Genomic DNA, 13,512 nt, shown 5'->3' with positions numbered 1-13,512 from the left:
TCGCTGGCTGCGTCCGCCCGCGGCAATCGTCCCAATCATCTCCCTCGCGAATGCTGTGGATGACGCCGCGAGTCGATGTGCGGAAGACTCTACCCATGATCTTGCACATGGACGAGCTGCGGAAGCGGGTTCGCGAACAGCTGAAGGCGGCCGGTATCGCGGACGAACGCACCGAGACGGACATCCTCCTCGCAGCGGTGCTGCGCGTCCCCCGCGGCGAGGTGCAGATGCGTTCGCTTCTCGGTCGCGAGGTGTCCGAGGGGGACGCTCAGGCCGTGACGAAGGCGGCGTCGCGTCGTGCGCGTCGCGAACCGCTCCAGCATGTCACCGGACGGGCTCCGTTCATCGACATGGAGCTGGCGGTGGGACCCGGGGCGTTCGTCCCGCGCCCGGAGACGGAATCGCTGGTCACGGCTGCGGTCGAACTCCTCGGCCGCGCAGGTCCGGCACCGGCGGGGCTCACGGGCGTCGACGTCGGGTCCGGCACCGGGGCCGTCGCGCTCGGCGTGGCTCGCCTCCACGGAGGCATCAGGATGACGGCGATCGAGCGATCCAGTGCCGCCTGGCCCTGGCTGCGGTCCAACGTCGCGAGCTATGGCGAGGGGGCGGTGGCCACGTTCTTCGGGGACGCCGCCCGCATGTTCGCGGCGCTCCCGTCGGGGTCGCTCGACCTCGTGGTCTCCAACCCTCCTTACGTACCGGCGGCGAACCGCCCGGAGAGCAGGGAGGTCTGGCACCACGACCCCGAGGTGGCGCTCTACTCGGGCCGGGACGGCCTCGACTTCATCCGGAAGCTCGCGACCTGGTCTGCCCTTGCCCTCCGACCAGAGGGCGTCCTCGTCGTCGAGCACGAGGACACCCAGGGTGCAGAGATTCGCGAGATCTTCGGCAGCGCGGGCTTCCGCAGCGCAGCGACCGCCAGAGACTTCACCGGCCGTGACCGCATCACATCTGCCGTCCGCTCCGCGTCGAACGAGGATGACTCCGGCCGCCCGGCTATCATGTGACGAAGAATGGGACAGATCTACGCCACCACAGACTCACTCGACCTCCTGGCAGCGGTCCGTGCGGCACGCACGGCCATCGCGAGCGGCGAGGTCATCGTCATGCCGACCGACACGGTCTACGGCATAGCCGCAGACGCCTTCTCGGCGCAAGCGGTCCAGCGTCTCCTCGACGCCAAGGGGCGCACCAGGGCGACGCCGCCGCCGGTGCTCGTCGCGAACCACGAGACGCTCGACGCGCTCGCTGAGAACGTGCATCCCCTCGCCCGTCAGCTCTTCGAGCGCTTCGCGCCAGGGCCGTTGACCGTCATCCTGCAGGCCCGTGGATCGCTGCAGTGGGACCTCGGCGACACGAACGGCACCGTCGCCCTGCGCATCCCCGACAGCAGGCTCGCTCGCGAACTCCTGAAGGAGACGGGGCCGCTCGCGGTCTCGAGCGCGAACAAGCACGGTGAGCCGGCGGCCACGACAGCAGAGGAAGCGCTGGCAGCGCTCGGGGATGCCGTTGGAGTCTTCCTCGACGGCGGCCCTGCCGGGGGAGAGGCATCGACGATCGTGGATGCGACGCCGCTCACGCGGGGCGAGCCAGCGCGCATCGTTCGGCAGGGGGCTCTCTCCCGGGCACTCATCGAGGAGGTGCTCGGCGACAAGCTGGCGCCGTTCGACGCCGTCGAACCCGCGGGCGACCCGAGCGGGGAGACCGTCGCGCTCAGCTCGCCGGACGCCGAGCCTGCCGAGGAGACCCGCTCGCGAGCAGAGCCGGCAGCGGGGCACGAGTCCTAGCGTGCGGATCTATCTCGCCCTCGTCGTCGGCACAGCGCTGGTCACGCTCGTGCTCGTCTACGTGGTCTGGCGACTCGCCATGCGCTTCGAGTGGTATCCGCCGGTGCGCGAGCGCGACGTCCACACGACCCCGAAGCCGCGCCTCGGCGGTGTCGCGATGTTCGTCGGCATGCTGCTCGCACTGGCGGCGGCATCCCAGATCCCCTTCTTCTCCCTCGTCTTCGAGCAGCCGGGGCGCATCTGGGCACTCGTCGGGGCCGCATCCCTCATCGTCCTCATCGGGGTCATCGACGACTTCATCGATCTGGACTGGATGACGAAGCTCGCGGGGCAGGTCCTCGCAGCCATCCTCCTCGCCTGGCAGGGAGTCGCCATCACATCGCTGCCGATCGGCGGCATCACGGTCGGCTCGCAGTGGATGTCGATCGCCATCACCGTGCTCGCCGTCGTCCTCGTCATGAACGCGGTGAACTTCATCGATGGCCTCGATGGCCTCGTGGCAGGTGTGGCGATCATCGCCAACGGCGTCTTCCTCGTCTACAGCTACGTGCTCAGCGAGTTCGCGGGCCAGACCGGCCGCTTCACCATGGGGGCGTTGCTCTCCGCCATCGTCATCGGCATCTGCCTCGGCTTCCTCGTGCTGAACTGGTACCCCTCCAAGATGTTCATGGGGGACGGGGGAGCGCTCCTCGTCGGCCTCCTCATGGCTGCCAGCGCGGTTGCCGTGACCGGCGAGGTCGACCCGCAGACCATCAGTCGGACGGAACTCTGGCCGGCCTTCCTGCCCATGATCATCCCGTTCGCCGTTCTGATCGTCCCGCTGCTCGACTTCTCTCTCGCCGTCTTCCGGCGGATGAGGGCGGGCAAGTCTCCCTTCACGGCCGACCGCAAGCATCTCCACCACAGGCTGCTCGACATGGGCCACTCCCAGCGATGGGCGGTCGTCGTGTTCTACTCCTGGACCGCGGTCGTGTCCGTTGGCGCGCTCATGGCATTCGCGGCCGATCTCATCTCGATCCCCATCGGCGTCGTCATCGGCTTTGTCGTCGTCGGCTTCGTCGCCTGCACACTCGCCACCATGGCACCGATCAGCCGACGGAAGGCTCTCGAGCGTCGGGCGCAGAAAGCGCCGGGAGAGAGCCCCCACGACGAGCTGGCTGAAGCAAACGCCTCGCTGCTCAAAGCAGCACCCGAATCCGGAATGGACGCATGAACTCCTCCACGACCCCCACCTCTGTGCCGATCTTCAAGAGCATCCTGAAGTGGTCCGTCGTCGTCGCGATCGCCGTCGCGGTCCTCGGCGGCGCCATCGGCTTCCTCGCGGTCGGCATCAACGGACTCTGGAGCGCGCTCTTCGCCGCTGCCATCACGCTCCTCTTCACCGGCATCACGGTCGTCTCCGTGATCCTCGCCTCGCACCTCGATCAGATCTTCTTCATGGCGACGATCCTCGGCGCCTGGATCCTCAAGTTCATCGTCTTCCTCGGCGCGCTGTTCCTCATCAGGGACCTGCCGATCGTGCACCTCTTCACCCTCTGGCTGTGCCTGGTCGTCGCCGTGATCGCGACCGTGGTCGTCGATGTCGTCTGCGTCGTGCGCGGCCGCATGGGGAACGTCAGCGACGTTCGACTGCCCGGCGACGACAAATAGTAGAAAAGTTCCGCCTGGAGGCCAGAAGTGCACTCCTGCCTGGGGATTTCTTGATAGGCTGATCCAGGTGCGCCGAGAAGGGGTCCTTCCCGTGTGTGCACCCGCCCGAACTCATCGAAGCGCAGCAACGACAGCTGCGCCCCGAGACAGGAGAGTGCTCTGTTCGCCTCAGCCCTGAATCTGCCAGTTTTCATCGCTGCCGCGGAGGACAACAGCATCTTCCACCCGCCGTCGCTTGACCACGAGTTCTTCCTCGAGGCAGTGGCGTTCGCCGGCACGCCGTTCGAACTGAACCGCATCATCCTGGTCCGACTCCTCGCGATCGCCGTCCTGCTGCTGCTCTTCTGGCTTGCTCTCCGCAGCCCGAAGGTCATCCCGGGCAAGGGCCAGTCCCTCGCCGAGATGGCCATCGGCTTCGTCAAGTCGCAGATCGCAGACGGCATCCTCGGCGAGAAGCTCGGCCACAAGTACCTGCCGCTGCTGTCGGCAATGTTCTTCGGCATCTTCGCGATGAACATCACGGGCATCATCCCCGGACTGAACATCGCCGGAACCGCGCTCATCGGCATGCCGCTCGTGCTGGCCGTGGTCTCGTACATCGCCTTCATCTACGCGGGCTTCCGTGAAGCCGGCCCCGGCACGTTCTTCAAGAACGCCCTCTTCCCGAGCGGTGTGCCGTGGCCCATGTACATCCTGCTGACGCCGATCGAGTTCATCAACATCTTCATCGTGCGCCCGGTCTCGCTCGCTCTGCGACTCTTCCTCAACATGATGGTCGGCCACCTGCTGCTCGTCCTCACGTTCAGCGCGACGAACTTCTTCGTCATCACCTACTCGATGCAGGGCCCAGGCGGCCCGCTCGACATGCTGTTCGGCATCCCCACGCTCCTCGGCGGCTTCGTGATGACGCTCGTCGAGATCCTCGCGGCGGTCCTCCAGGCCTTCGTGTTCACGCTCCTCACCGCGGTCTTCATCCAGCAGGCCGCTGCCAAGAGCCACTAAGACCCACCTGACTCACGCGAAGCATCCTGCTTCACCACCCATACGGAAGGAAACCCCTGTGGAAACCACCACGCTCGCCGAGATCTCCGGCAACATCGCTACCGTCGGCTACGGCCTCTCTGCAATCGGCCCCGGCATCGGCATCGGTATCGTCGCCGGCAAGACCGTCGAGGCCATGGCACGTCAGCCCGAGATGGCTGGCCGCCTCCAGGTCACCATGTTCCTCGGTATCGCCTTCACCGAGCTGCTCGCCTTCATCGGCGTCGCAACGTTCTTCATCTTCCAGTAAGCGGGTCCGCACATGAGCACTTTCGCACTGTCGGCGGTTACGTCGACTCTCGCAGCGGAAGAGGGCAACGTCCTCCTTCCCGCTACGTATGACATCGTCTGGTCGGCGGTCGTCTTCGTTGTGCTCGGATTCTTCTTCTGGAAGTTCGCCATCCCGGCGCTCCGCAAGGTGCTCGACGAGCGCGAAGCGCAGATCGAGGGCGGCATCCGCAAGGCGGAGATCGCTCAGGCCGAGGCTGCTGCCAAGCGCGACGAGAACGAGAAGCTTCTCGCTGCGGCACGAACCGAAGCTGCGGAGATCCGCGAGCAGGCTCGAGTCGACGCAGATCAGATCAAGGTCCAGAAGAAGGCCGAGACGCAGGCTGAGCTCGACCGCATGACCGCCTCCGCCAAGGCTCAGATCGAGGCGGAGCGCCAGACGGCGATCGTCTCGCTCCGCGCCGAGGTCGGCACGCTTGCACTCGACCTCGCCTCCGGCGTCGTCGGGGAGAGCCTGCGCGAGGACAACCGCTCGACGGCCTACGTCGACCGGTTCCTGAGCGAGCTCGACAACGACCAGAAGGCAGGAACGCACAGCTGATGGGAAGCGCGACCAGACACGCACTGGCAGCCCTCAAGAACAGCGTCGACGGCTGGGGCCAGGCAGAGCTGCAGGATGCTGAGCAGGTGTTCGCCGCGGTCAACGCTGCGGGTGCCAACCAGCACCTCCTCGTTGCACTGTCGAACCCGGCCGCCGACGTCAGCGCCAGGCGCGAGCTCGCGGTGAGGGTCTTCGGCTCTCACCTGAGCCCGCGCGCGCTGCAGCTCCTTCAGGATGCTGTCAGCCAGACCTGGTCGAGCAACCATGAGTTCGCGCTCGGCCTGCAGGAACTCGCAGTCCGTGCGACGGCGCAGACCGCAGGGGAGCAGTCGGCTATCGCCGCCGAGCTCACCACGGTCGCCGACACGATCAGCGCCAACCCGGAGCTCGAGCTCACCCTCGGCTCTCGTCTCGGCGACTCGGCCGTGAAGGCGAAGCTCATCGAGCGTCTCTTCGCGGGCAAGATCAGCGCGCCAAGCCTGCTGATCCTCCGAGAGCTCGTGGGAAACCCGCTCGGCCGCCGCACTCGTCGCCTCCTCACCTGGGCAGGCGAAGTGGTCGCCGACCAGGCAGGTCGCTCCGTCGCAACGGTCACCGTCGCAAGTCCGCTCGCCCCCGAGCAGCTCGCGAAGCTCGAGGCCGGTCTGACACGTCGATTCAACCGACGCGTCTCCGTCACGACGATCATCGACCCGAAGATCATCGGCGGCCTGCGCGTGCAGCTTGGCGATGACGTGATCGACGACAGCGTCGCCGCTCGACTCAACAACCTCCGCCTGCAGCTCGCCTGAGCCTCACGCACTGAAACTCTCGGGGCGAGGCCCCGGACGACAAGGGAAGAACATGTCAGAACTCACAATCAATCCGGATGAGATCCGCGACGCTCTCCAGCAGTTCGCTTCCTCATACCGTCCGGAAGGCGCCACGGCGACCGAGGTCGGCACCGTGGTTGACGCCTCGGACGGCATTGCGCACGTCGAGGGTCTTCCTGGCGTCATGGCCAACGAGCTCATCACCTTCGCAGACGGAACGCTCGGTCTCGCACAGAACCTCGACGAGAGCAGCATCGGCGTCATCGTCCTCGGCGAGTTCCAGGGCATCGTCGAAGGCATGGAAGTCCGCCGCACCGGCGAAGTCCTCTCCGTCCCCGTCGGCGAGGGCTACCTCGGCCGCGTGGTCGACCCACTCGGCAACGCGATCGACGGACTCGGCGAGATCGCCACGTCCGGACGTCGCGCCCTGGAGCTCCAGGCGCCTGGCGTCATGGACCGCAAGTCGGTTCACGAGCCGCTCGAGACCGGCATCAAGGCCATCGACGCGATGATCCCCGTTGGCCGTGGCCAGCGTCAGCTCATCATCGGCGACCGCCAGACCGGCAAGACGGCGATCGCGATCGACGCGATCATCAACCAGAAGGCCAACTGGGAGTCCGGAGACGTCAACAAGCAGGTTCGCTGCATCTACGTTGCCGTCGGCCAGAAGGGCTCGACCATCGCCTCCGTCAAGGGCGCCCTGGAAGACGCCGGCGCGATGGAGTACACGACGATCGTGGCGTCCCCCGCCTCGGACCCCGCCGGCTTCAAGTACCTCGCCCCGTACACGGGCTCGGCCATCGGCCAGCACTGGATGTACGAGGGCAAGCACGTCCTGATCGTCTTCGATGACCTGTCGAAGCAGGCTGAGGCCTACCGCGCCGTGTCGCTCCTCCTGCGCCGCCCGCCGGGACGCGAGGCCTACCCAGGTGACGTGTTCTACCTGCACTCCCGCCTCCTCGAGCGTTGCGCCAAGCTCTCCGATGCGATGGGTGCCGGCTCCATGACCGGGCTTCCGATCATCGAGACCAAGGCGAACGACGTCTCGGCGTACATCCCGACCAACGTGATCTCGATCACGGACGGCCAGATCTTCCTCCAGTCCGACCTCTTCAACGCCAACCAGCGTCCAGCGGTCGACGTCGGAATCTCGGTCTCGCGAGTCGGTGGCGACGCCCAGCAGAAGCACATCAAGAAGGTCTCGGGAACGCTCAAGCTCGAGCTCGCGCAGTACCGCTCGCAGCAGGCCTTCGCGATGTTCGCGTCGGACCTCGACGCGACGACGCGCCGTCAGCTCGAACGTGGAGCGCGCCTCACGGAGCTCCTCAAGCAGCCGCAGTACTCGCCGTACCCCGTCGAGCAGCAGGTCGTCGCGATCTGGGCTGGAACGAACGGCAAGCTCGATCTCGTGCCGGTCGACGAGATCCTGCGCTTCGAGAACGAGCTCCTCGAGTACCTCGAGCGCAACACCGACGTCCTCGCCCGCCTCCGCGACAGCGGAAAGCTCGAGGACGACACGCTGAAGGCCATGGCCGAAGGCGTCGACGGCTTCTCGAAGACGTACCTCAAGAACGACGGAACTCCGCTCGTCGCTAGCGCCGAACAGGTCGCCGCTGACGAGATCGAGCAGGAGAAGATCGTCAAGAAGCGCCGCTAGGCGCCCTCGACGACTTCGACGACGAGCACAGGAGAAGCATGGGAGCACAACTTCGGGTCTACCGGCAGAAGATCAAGTCTGCCCAGACGATGAAGAAGGTCACCCGCGCCATGGAGCTGATCGCCACTTCGCGCATCACCAAGGCGCGGAAACGCATGGCCGAGTCGAACCCGTACGCGCAGGCGATCACCGAGGCAGTCTCGGCAGTCGCAAGCTACACGGACATCGATCACATCCTCGTCACCGAGCGCGAAGAGGTCCGCCGCGTCGCGGTTGTCGTCTTCACGAGCGACCGAGGCCTCAACGGAGCCTTCTCCTCGAGCGTTCTGCGCGAGGCCGAGGGCCTCACCAACACGCTCGAGGCCGAGGGCAAGGAAGTTGTCCACTACCTCGTCGGGCGCAAGGCGGTCGGCTACTTCGCCTTCCGCAAGCGTGCAAGCGAGAAGCAGTGGACGGGTGCCACCGACCTTCCGGTCTTCCAGACCGCGAAGGAACTGGGCGAAGCCCTCGTCGAACGGTTCACGATTCCGTTCGAAGAGGGTGGCGTGGAGGAGATCCACTACGTCTACAACCGGTTCCAGTCGATGGTCACGCAGACGCCGACCGTCGTCCGGCTCCTGCCGCTCGAGGTCGTCGACAGCGAAGACGTCGCCGAAGCTGACGAGGCCCCGCTGCTCCCGCTGTACGAGTTCGAGCCGGATGCGGAGACCGTGCTTCACGCACTGCTTCCGGACTACATCCAGGCGCGCCTCTTCAACGCCATGCTGCACTCCGCCGCATCCGAGCACGCTGCCCGCCAGCGCGCCATGAGCGCGGCTTCCGACAACGCAGACACCCTGGTGCGCGACTACACCAGGCTCGCGAACAACGCGCGCCAGGCAGAGATCACGCAGCAGATTTCCGAGATCGTGGGCGGCGCGGACGCGCTCGCAACCGCATAACCGCGCGAACACGCAAGAAAAGGACAAGACATGACGACGCACATCGTCTCCGACAGGGAAGACACGACGGCTCCGGCCGGTGTCGGCCGGATCGCCCGTGTCACGGGTCCCGTTGTCGACATCGAGTTCCCGCATGACGCCATCCCCGGCATCTACCACGCCCTCGAGACCGAGGTGAGCCTTGGCGACCAGTCGCTCAAGCTCACGCTCGAGGTCGCACAGCACCTGGGCGACGACCTCGTCCGCGCCATCGCGCTCAAGCCCACCGACGGACTCGTCCGCGGCCAGGAAGTTCGCGACACCGGAGCTCCGATCTCGGTGCCCGTCGGCGACGTCACCAAGGGCAAGGTCTTCAGCGTCACCGGTGAAGTGCTCAACGAGACGATGCTCTCAGAGCCCTACGAGATCACCGAGCGCTGGCCCATCCACCGCGAGCCCCCGGCCTTCGACCAGCTCGAGTCCAAGACCGAGCTCTTCGAGACCGGCATCAAGAGCATCGACCTCCTCACCCCGTACGTCCAGGGTGGAAAGATCGGTCTCTTCGGTGGAGCCGGCGTCGGCAAGACCGTCCTCATCCAGGAGATGATCCAGCGAGTCGCGCAGGACCACGGCGGCGTCTCGGTCTTCGCCGGTGTCGGCGAGCGCACCCGTGAGGGCAACGACCTCATCTACGAGATGGAAGAAGCAGGCGTCTTCGACAAGACCGCGCTTGTGTTCGGCCAGATGGACGAGCCGCCGGGAACGCGACTCCGCGTCGCCCTCTCGGCCCTCACCATGGCTGAGTACTTCCGTGACGTGCAGAAGCAGGACGTGCTCCTCTTCATCGACAACATCTTCCGCTTCACGCAGGCGGGTTCCGAGGTCTCGACGCTGCTCGGCCGCATGCCGTCCGCCGTCGGCTACCAGCCGAACCTCGCCGACGAGATGGGTGTGCTCCAGGAGCGCATCACGTCGACGCGTGGCCACTCGATCACGTCCCTGCAGGCGATCTACGTGCCTGCCGACGACTACACCGACCCGGCTCCCGCGACGACGTTCGCCCACCTCGACGCGACGACGGAGCTCTCGCGAGAGATCGCGTCGAAGGGCCTCTACCCGGCCATCGACCCGCTCACCTCGACGAGCCGCATCCTCGACCCGCGCTACCTGGGCGCCGACCACTACCGGGTCGCGACCGAGGTCAAGCAGATCCTCCAGAAGAACAAGGAACTGCAGGAGATCATTGCGATCCTCGGTGTCGACGAGCTCTCCGAGGAAGACAAGATCACCGTCTCCCGCGCCCGTCGCATCCAGCAGTTCCTCTCGCAGAACACCTACATGGCGAAGAAGTTCACCGGTGTCGAGGGCTCCACGGTTCCCCTCAAGGAGACCATCGAGTCGTTCGACGCCATCGCCAAGGGTGACTTCGACCACGTCGCCGAGCAGGCCTTCTTCAACGTCGGTGGTATCAACGACGTCGAGGAGAAGTGGGCGCAGATGCAGAAGGACAACGCATAGTCATGGCAGGCAAAGGCGAACTGACCGTCAAGGTCGTCGAAGCAACCAAGCTCGTCTGGGAAGGCGGCGCGACCATGGTCGTTGCTCGCACCTCCGAAGGCGAGATCGGAATCCTCTCCGGCCACGAGCCCATGCTCGCGTCCCTGGGGTCCGGCCAGGTTCGCATCACGACCACCGACGGATCGAAGATCGTCGCCAACGCTGAGGGCGGGTTCCTCTCGGTGAACAGCGACGTCGTCACGGTCGTCGCCGGCGAGGCTGAACTCGTCTCCGGGGAGTGACCGAACGTCTCCTGCTGCTGTTGCCGCCGTCCGAAACCAAACGGGACGGCGGCAACGCTGCGTTCGGCGACGATCTGGTGCAGACACCGGAAGCAGGCGGACTGAGCTGGGCCGCGACCTTCTCGGACGTGCGAGAGGCCGCCGCCAGCGAGCTGCAGCAGCTCTCCCACGACGCGGATGCCGCCCGCAAGGTGTTGAAGATCTCGGAGAAGCAGGCCGCGCTGGAGCTGGAACGCAACCGCAGCCTGCGCTCCAGCCCCCGTATGGCGGCGCTGCTGCGCTACACGGGCGTCCTGTACGACGCCCTCGACGCCTCCTCGCTGAGTGACCATCAGCTCGGCTGGGCCGCGCACCACGTTGCCGTTCACTCGGCCCTCTTCGGGCTCGTCGGCGGGGGAGAGGGCATCCCCGCCTACCGTCTGTCCGCAGGGTCGCGCCTCGGAGGTGTCGCCCCAGCGAATCGCTGGGCTCAGGCGACGGCTCGGGCGCTCGCCGAGCACGAGGGGCTCGTGATCGATCTGCGCTCGAAGGCCTACTCAGCGCTCGGACCGGTGGAGTCTGCCGAGCGACACGTCACCATCGACGTCGTCTCCCGGACTCCGGACGGTGAGCTTCGCTCGCTGAACCACTTCAACAAACGCGGCAAGGGCCTCTTCACGCGCGGTCTCATCATGCTCGCCGCCGAGCAGGCGAAACGAGCCGACGCGATTCGGGATGCCCACGAACTCGCTGACTTCAGTCGTGATGCCGGCTGGGATCTTGAACCCACCGAGCCCGGATGCGCTCGCCTGATCGTGCCCGAGGGCCTTTGACGGTGACACGCCTCGCTCGCCAAGGCGAGCGGTTGCGGGCCCCGGGGAGGTCTCCCCATCGACAAGGGGCTCGAAACGCCGCTACTTTGTACCAAGTCTGCCTACGCTGACTCGCGTGCACATCGAGCACGCGACGCAGACGTCGACTGAATATCAGAAAGTGACTCCTCAATGGAAATCTTCTCCTACGGCGATCAGACCGCAGCAGGAATCGGCGCGCTAGGAATCCTGCTCTACTTCGTCATCCTCCTCGGCGCCTACGCCCTCTCCTCGTGGCTGATGTCGAAGGTGTTCACGAAGATGGGCATCGAGGCTTGGAAGGCCTGGGTCCCCGTCTACAACCAGTGGACCTTCGTCGAAGCAGCGGGCTTCCCCGGATGGTGGGTGCTCGTCGGTTTCATTCCCGGTGTGAACATCGCCCTGGTTGTGCTGCTCGCCATCGCGGCGTACCGAATCGGACAGGGCTTCGGCAAGGGCGGCGCGTGGGTCGTCCTCTACATCTTCCTGCCCATCGTCTGGTTCGCCATCGTCGGGTTCGACAGCTCCCGCTGGAACCCCGCGCTCATGAACCTCGGCTCGCAGGCCTACGGCCAGCCTCAGGGTGCCGTCGGCTACCCGCAGCAGGGCGCTCCCGTCCAGCAGCCATACGGTCAGGCTCCTGCTCAGCAGGGGTATGGTCAGGCTCCTGCCCAGCAGCCGTATGGTCAGGCTCCGACCCAGCAGGGGTACGGTCAGCCGCCCGCGCAGCAGCCGTATGGTCAGGCTCCGACCCAGCAGGGGTACGGTCAGCCGCCCGCGCAGCAGCCCTACGGTCAGGCCCCGACCCAGCAGCCGCCCCTCGGCCAGAACCCGGGCAACCAGCAGCCGTACGGACAGCAGAACCCGCCCCAGCACTGATACGCACGCAGTCGTCTGAGCGAGCACGCCACGTGGATTCGGTTCCACGTGGCGTGCTCTTGTCACTCCGGTGTCCCCGCGCCTCGACTCGTCACGTTCTCCACAGCCTGATGTCTCGGAGATCGCGGCAGACTGGCGTGCGCCTAGCTTCTGCCTATGGAACGGATTCGACTCAGCACGCCCAAGCAGATCCTCGACGCGGTCCCCAAGCTCCTGGGATACTCGCCCATCGGATCGCTCGTCGCCATCCCGCTCAGCGGCCGACGAGGGGGTGTGGTTCTGCGATTCGACCTGCCCAGTCTGTCGAACTCGCGTGCGGTCAACGCAGCACCGTACGCGAGTGCCGTGATCGGGCACCTGGCATATCTCAGCAACATCGAGCGCGTGGTCTTCGTCTTCAGCCCGAACCTCCCGTTCGGCAGCGGTCCGACGCCGCCGCACTCGGAGCTGGCAGAGGCGCTTGTCGAGTTCGGGGACCGGGCGGGCATCGAGGTCGTCCTCTGCCTCTGCAGAGCGTTGGACGCCTGGGGCGTGTACGGCTGCGATGATCCTGATTGCTGTGATGTCGGGCCGAGGGCGCTCGGCGCTCAGGATGCGTGGCGTGAGGCGGCAGAGCCGGCGATCCACGCCGATATCGCATCAGCCCCCGCCGCACGGAGGAGGGCGTTCGCTGAGGCCGACGAACGGCACGCCCAGGTGCACGAGGGCGAGGACGACTTCTCCGGGATGCGCCAGGGGTGGCTCGCGGCGCTCACGCCCGCGGTCGGCCGTTCCGGACTGAGCGACGCCCAGCTCGCAGGGCTGCTCTGCATGCTGCGCGGGCGTCGGACGTCGGAGCTCCTGCTGACGACGGTCGCCTTCGGTGATCGAGACGAGCTCCTGTCGCTGGCGCCGATCTGGGCCAGCCTGCTGCCGGAGGAGAGCACAGGGCCACAGCTGCCTTCGTTCTCGCGAGAACGAGTTCGCACGGCTGTCGCCTGCCTCCGCGAGCTCGGCGCACTCGTGGACCTCGACGATGAACCGGGTCTGCTCGCTGGGATCGCCTGGCTCGAATGGGCTTCGGGCCGTGCGAGCGCCGGGGCGGCCTTTGCTCGGCGTGCTCTTGGTCGACGCCCTGATGACCGGGTGGCCGCGAGCGTCGTCTGGCTTGTCGAGCGCTGCGTGCTGCCACCATGGCTCTCGGATGTCCATGATTGGCTCACCGAGACCGAGACCGAGACCGAGACCGAGGCCGAAGGCGGGTCTGCGGCCTGGCGTGAGGGCTAGCGGACTGGTCGGCACCACGCCAGCCGACCGATTCGCACCAGC

15 protein-coding genes are annotated in these 13,512 nt (G+C 66.3%); all 15 read left to right on the top strand.

Annotated elements, in window-relative coordinates; all coding sequences use genetic code 11:
• The first annotated feature begins 95 nt into the window (after positions 1 to 95).
• The 15 genes from prmC (at position 96) to C5B99_RS09475 (ending at position 13,470) form a co-directional block, all read left to right on the top strand.
• On the top strand, positions 96 to 1,007 hold the full coding sequence (gene prmC / locus C5B99_RS09545) for a peptide chain release factor N(5)-glutamine methyltransferase (protein ID WP_181059281.1): 912 nt from the start codon (positions 96 to 98) through the stop codon (positions 1,005 to 1,007).
• A gap of 6 nt (positions 1,008 to 1,013) precedes the next feature.
• On the top strand, positions 1,014 to 1,787 hold the full coding sequence (locus tag C5B99_RS09540) for an L-threonylcarbamoyladenylate synthase (RefSeq protein WP_104241497.1): 774 nt from the start codon (positions 1,014 to 1,016) through the stop codon (positions 1,785 to 1,787).
• Between the two features lies 1 nt (position 1,788).
• Positions 1,789 to 3,000: an MraY family glycosyltransferase gene (locus C5B99_RS09535; RefSeq protein ID WP_104241496.1), complete on the top strand. Its 1,212-nt coding sequence runs from the start codon at positions 1,789 to 1,791 to the stop codon at positions 2,998 to 3,000.
• On the top strand, positions 2,997 to 3,437 hold the full coding sequence (locus C5B99_RS09530) for a hypothetical protein (protein WP_104241495.1): 441 nt from the start codon (positions 2,997 to 2,999) through the stop codon (positions 3,435 to 3,437). The genes C5B99_RS09535 and C5B99_RS09530 overlap by 4 nt, the downstream gene beginning before the upstream one ends.
• A gap of 174 nt (positions 3,438 to 3,611) precedes the next feature.
• Positions 3,612 to 4,439 carry a F0F1 ATP synthase subunit A gene (atpB, locus tag C5B99_RS09525; protein ID WP_104242099.1) on the top strand — a complete coding sequence of 276 codons (828 nt, stop codon included), beginning with the start codon at positions 3,612 to 3,614 and terminating at the stop codon, positions 4,437 to 4,439.
• 58 nt (positions 4,440 to 4,497) lie between these two features.
• Complete coding sequence (atpE, locus tag C5B99_RS09520) at positions 4,498 to 4,728, top strand: ATP synthase F0 subunit C (RefSeq protein ID WP_104241494.1); 231 nt, start codon at positions 4,498 to 4,500, stop codon at positions 4,726 to 4,728.
• A 12-nt stretch (positions 4,729 to 4,740) separates the two neighbouring features.
• Entirely contained in the window at positions 4,741 to 5,307 is a 567-nt protein-coding gene (locus C5B99_RS09515; protein WP_104241493.1) for a F0F1 ATP synthase subunit B, read from the top strand.
• Complete coding sequence (locus tag C5B99_RS09510) at positions 5,307 to 6,098, top strand: F0F1 ATP synthase subunit delta (protein ID WP_104241492.1); 792 nt, start codon at positions 5,307 to 5,309, stop codon at positions 6,096 to 6,098. The genes C5B99_RS09515 and C5B99_RS09510 overlap by 1 nt, the downstream gene beginning before the upstream one ends.
• Before the next feature lie 52 nt (positions 6,099 to 6,150).
• On the top strand, positions 6,151 to 7,776 hold the full coding sequence (atpA, locus tag C5B99_RS09505; RefSeq protein ID WP_104241491.1) for a F0F1 ATP synthase subunit alpha: 1,626 nt from the start codon (positions 6,151 to 6,153) through the stop codon (positions 7,774 to 7,776).
• A gap of 38 nt (positions 7,777 to 7,814) precedes the next feature.
• Positions 7,815 to 8,717 carry a F0F1 ATP synthase subunit gamma gene (locus C5B99_RS09500; protein WP_104241490.1) on the top strand — a complete coding sequence of 301 codons (903 nt, stop codon included), beginning with the start codon at positions 7,815 to 7,817 and terminating at the stop codon, positions 8,715 to 8,717.
• A gap of 30 nt (positions 8,718 to 8,747) precedes the next feature.
• Positions 8,748 to 10,214 carry a F0F1 ATP synthase subunit beta gene (gene atpD, locus C5B99_RS09495; protein ID WP_104241489.1) on the top strand — a complete coding sequence of 489 codons (1,467 nt, stop codon included), beginning with the start codon at positions 8,748 to 8,750 and terminating at the stop codon, positions 10,212 to 10,214.
• A gap of 2 nt (positions 10,215 to 10,216) precedes the next feature.
• Positions 10,217 to 10,495, top strand: a complete 279-nt coding sequence (locus tag C5B99_RS09490) for a F0F1 ATP synthase subunit epsilon (protein WP_104241488.1) — start codon at positions 10,217 to 10,219, stop codon at positions 10,493 to 10,495.
• Entirely contained in the window at positions 10,492 to 11,307 is an 816-nt protein-coding gene (locus tag C5B99_RS09485; protein WP_104241487.1) for a YaaA family protein, read from the top strand. Before C5B99_RS09490 ends, C5B99_RS09485 begins: the two co-directional genes overlap by 4 nt.
• 171 nt (positions 11,308 to 11,478) lie before the next feature.
• The gene (locus C5B99_RS19260) at positions 11,479 to 12,204 is read left to right on the top strand and encodes a DUF5684 domain-containing protein (protein ID WP_181057798.1); all 726 of its coding nucleotides are present in this window, start codon (positions 11,479 to 11,481) and stop codon (positions 12,202 to 12,204) included.
• 156 nt (positions 12,205 to 12,360) lie between these two features.
• Positions 12,361 to 13,470, top strand: coding sequence for a DUF4192 family protein (locus C5B99_RS09475; protein WP_104241486.1), 1,110 nt, complete (start codon positions 12,361 to 12,363; stop codon positions 13,468 to 13,470).
• The last annotated feature ends 42 nt before the right edge of the window (positions 13,471 to 13,512 follow it).

It is taken from the genome of Pseudoclavibacter sp. Z016 (genome assembly GCF_002931215.1).
Taxonomy (GTDB): Bacteria; Actinomycetota; Actinomycetes; order Actinomycetales; family Microbacteriaceae; genus Pseudoclavibacter.
Note: the sequence above shows the minus strand (reverse complement) of the source record. Positions and strands in the feature narration are given on the sequence as shown.

Excerpts from the sequence above, each read along its gene's own strand:
- prmC (WP_181059281.1), top strand. The coding sequence starts at position 96 with ATGATCTTGCACATGGACGAGCTGCGGAAGCGGGTTCGCGAACAGCTG.
- C5B99_RS09540 (WP_104241497.1), top strand. The coding sequence starts at position 1,014 with ATGGGACAGATCTACGCCACCACAGACTCACTCGACCTCCTGGCAGCG.
- C5B99_RS09530 (WP_104241495.1), top strand. The coding sequence starts at position 2,997 with ATGAACTCCTCCACGACCCCCACCTCTGTGCCGATCTTCAAGAGCATC.
- C5B99_RS09515 (WP_104241493.1), top strand. The coding sequence starts at position 4,741 with ATGAGCACTTTCGCACTGTCGGCGGTTACGTCGACTCTCGCAGCGGAA.
- C5B99_RS09510 (WP_104241492.1), top strand. The coding sequence starts at position 5,307 with ATGGGAAGCGCGACCAGACACGCACTGGCAGCCCTCAAGAACAGCGTC.
- atpA (WP_104241491.1), top strand. The coding sequence starts at position 6,151 with ATGTCAGAACTCACAATCAATCCGGATGAGATCCGCGACGCTCTCCAG.
- C5B99_RS09500 (WP_104241490.1), top strand. The coding sequence starts at position 7,815 with ATGGGAGCACAACTTCGGGTCTACCGGCAGAAGATCAAGTCTGCCCAG.
- atpD (WP_104241489.1), top strand. The coding sequence starts at position 8,748 with ATGACGACGCACATCGTCTCCGACAGGGAAGACACGACGGCTCCGGCC.
- C5B99_RS09490 (WP_104241488.1), top strand. The coding sequence starts at position 10,217 with ATGGCAGGCAAAGGCGAACTGACCGTCAAGGTCGTCGAAGCAACCAAG.
- C5B99_RS19260 (WP_181057798.1), top strand. The coding sequence starts at position 11,479 with ATGGAAATCTTCTCCTACGGCGATCAGACCGCAGCAGGAATCGGCGCG.
- C5B99_RS09475 (WP_104241486.1), top strand. The coding sequence starts at position 12,361 with ATGGAACGGATTCGACTCAGCACGCCCAAGCAGATCCTCGACGCGGTC.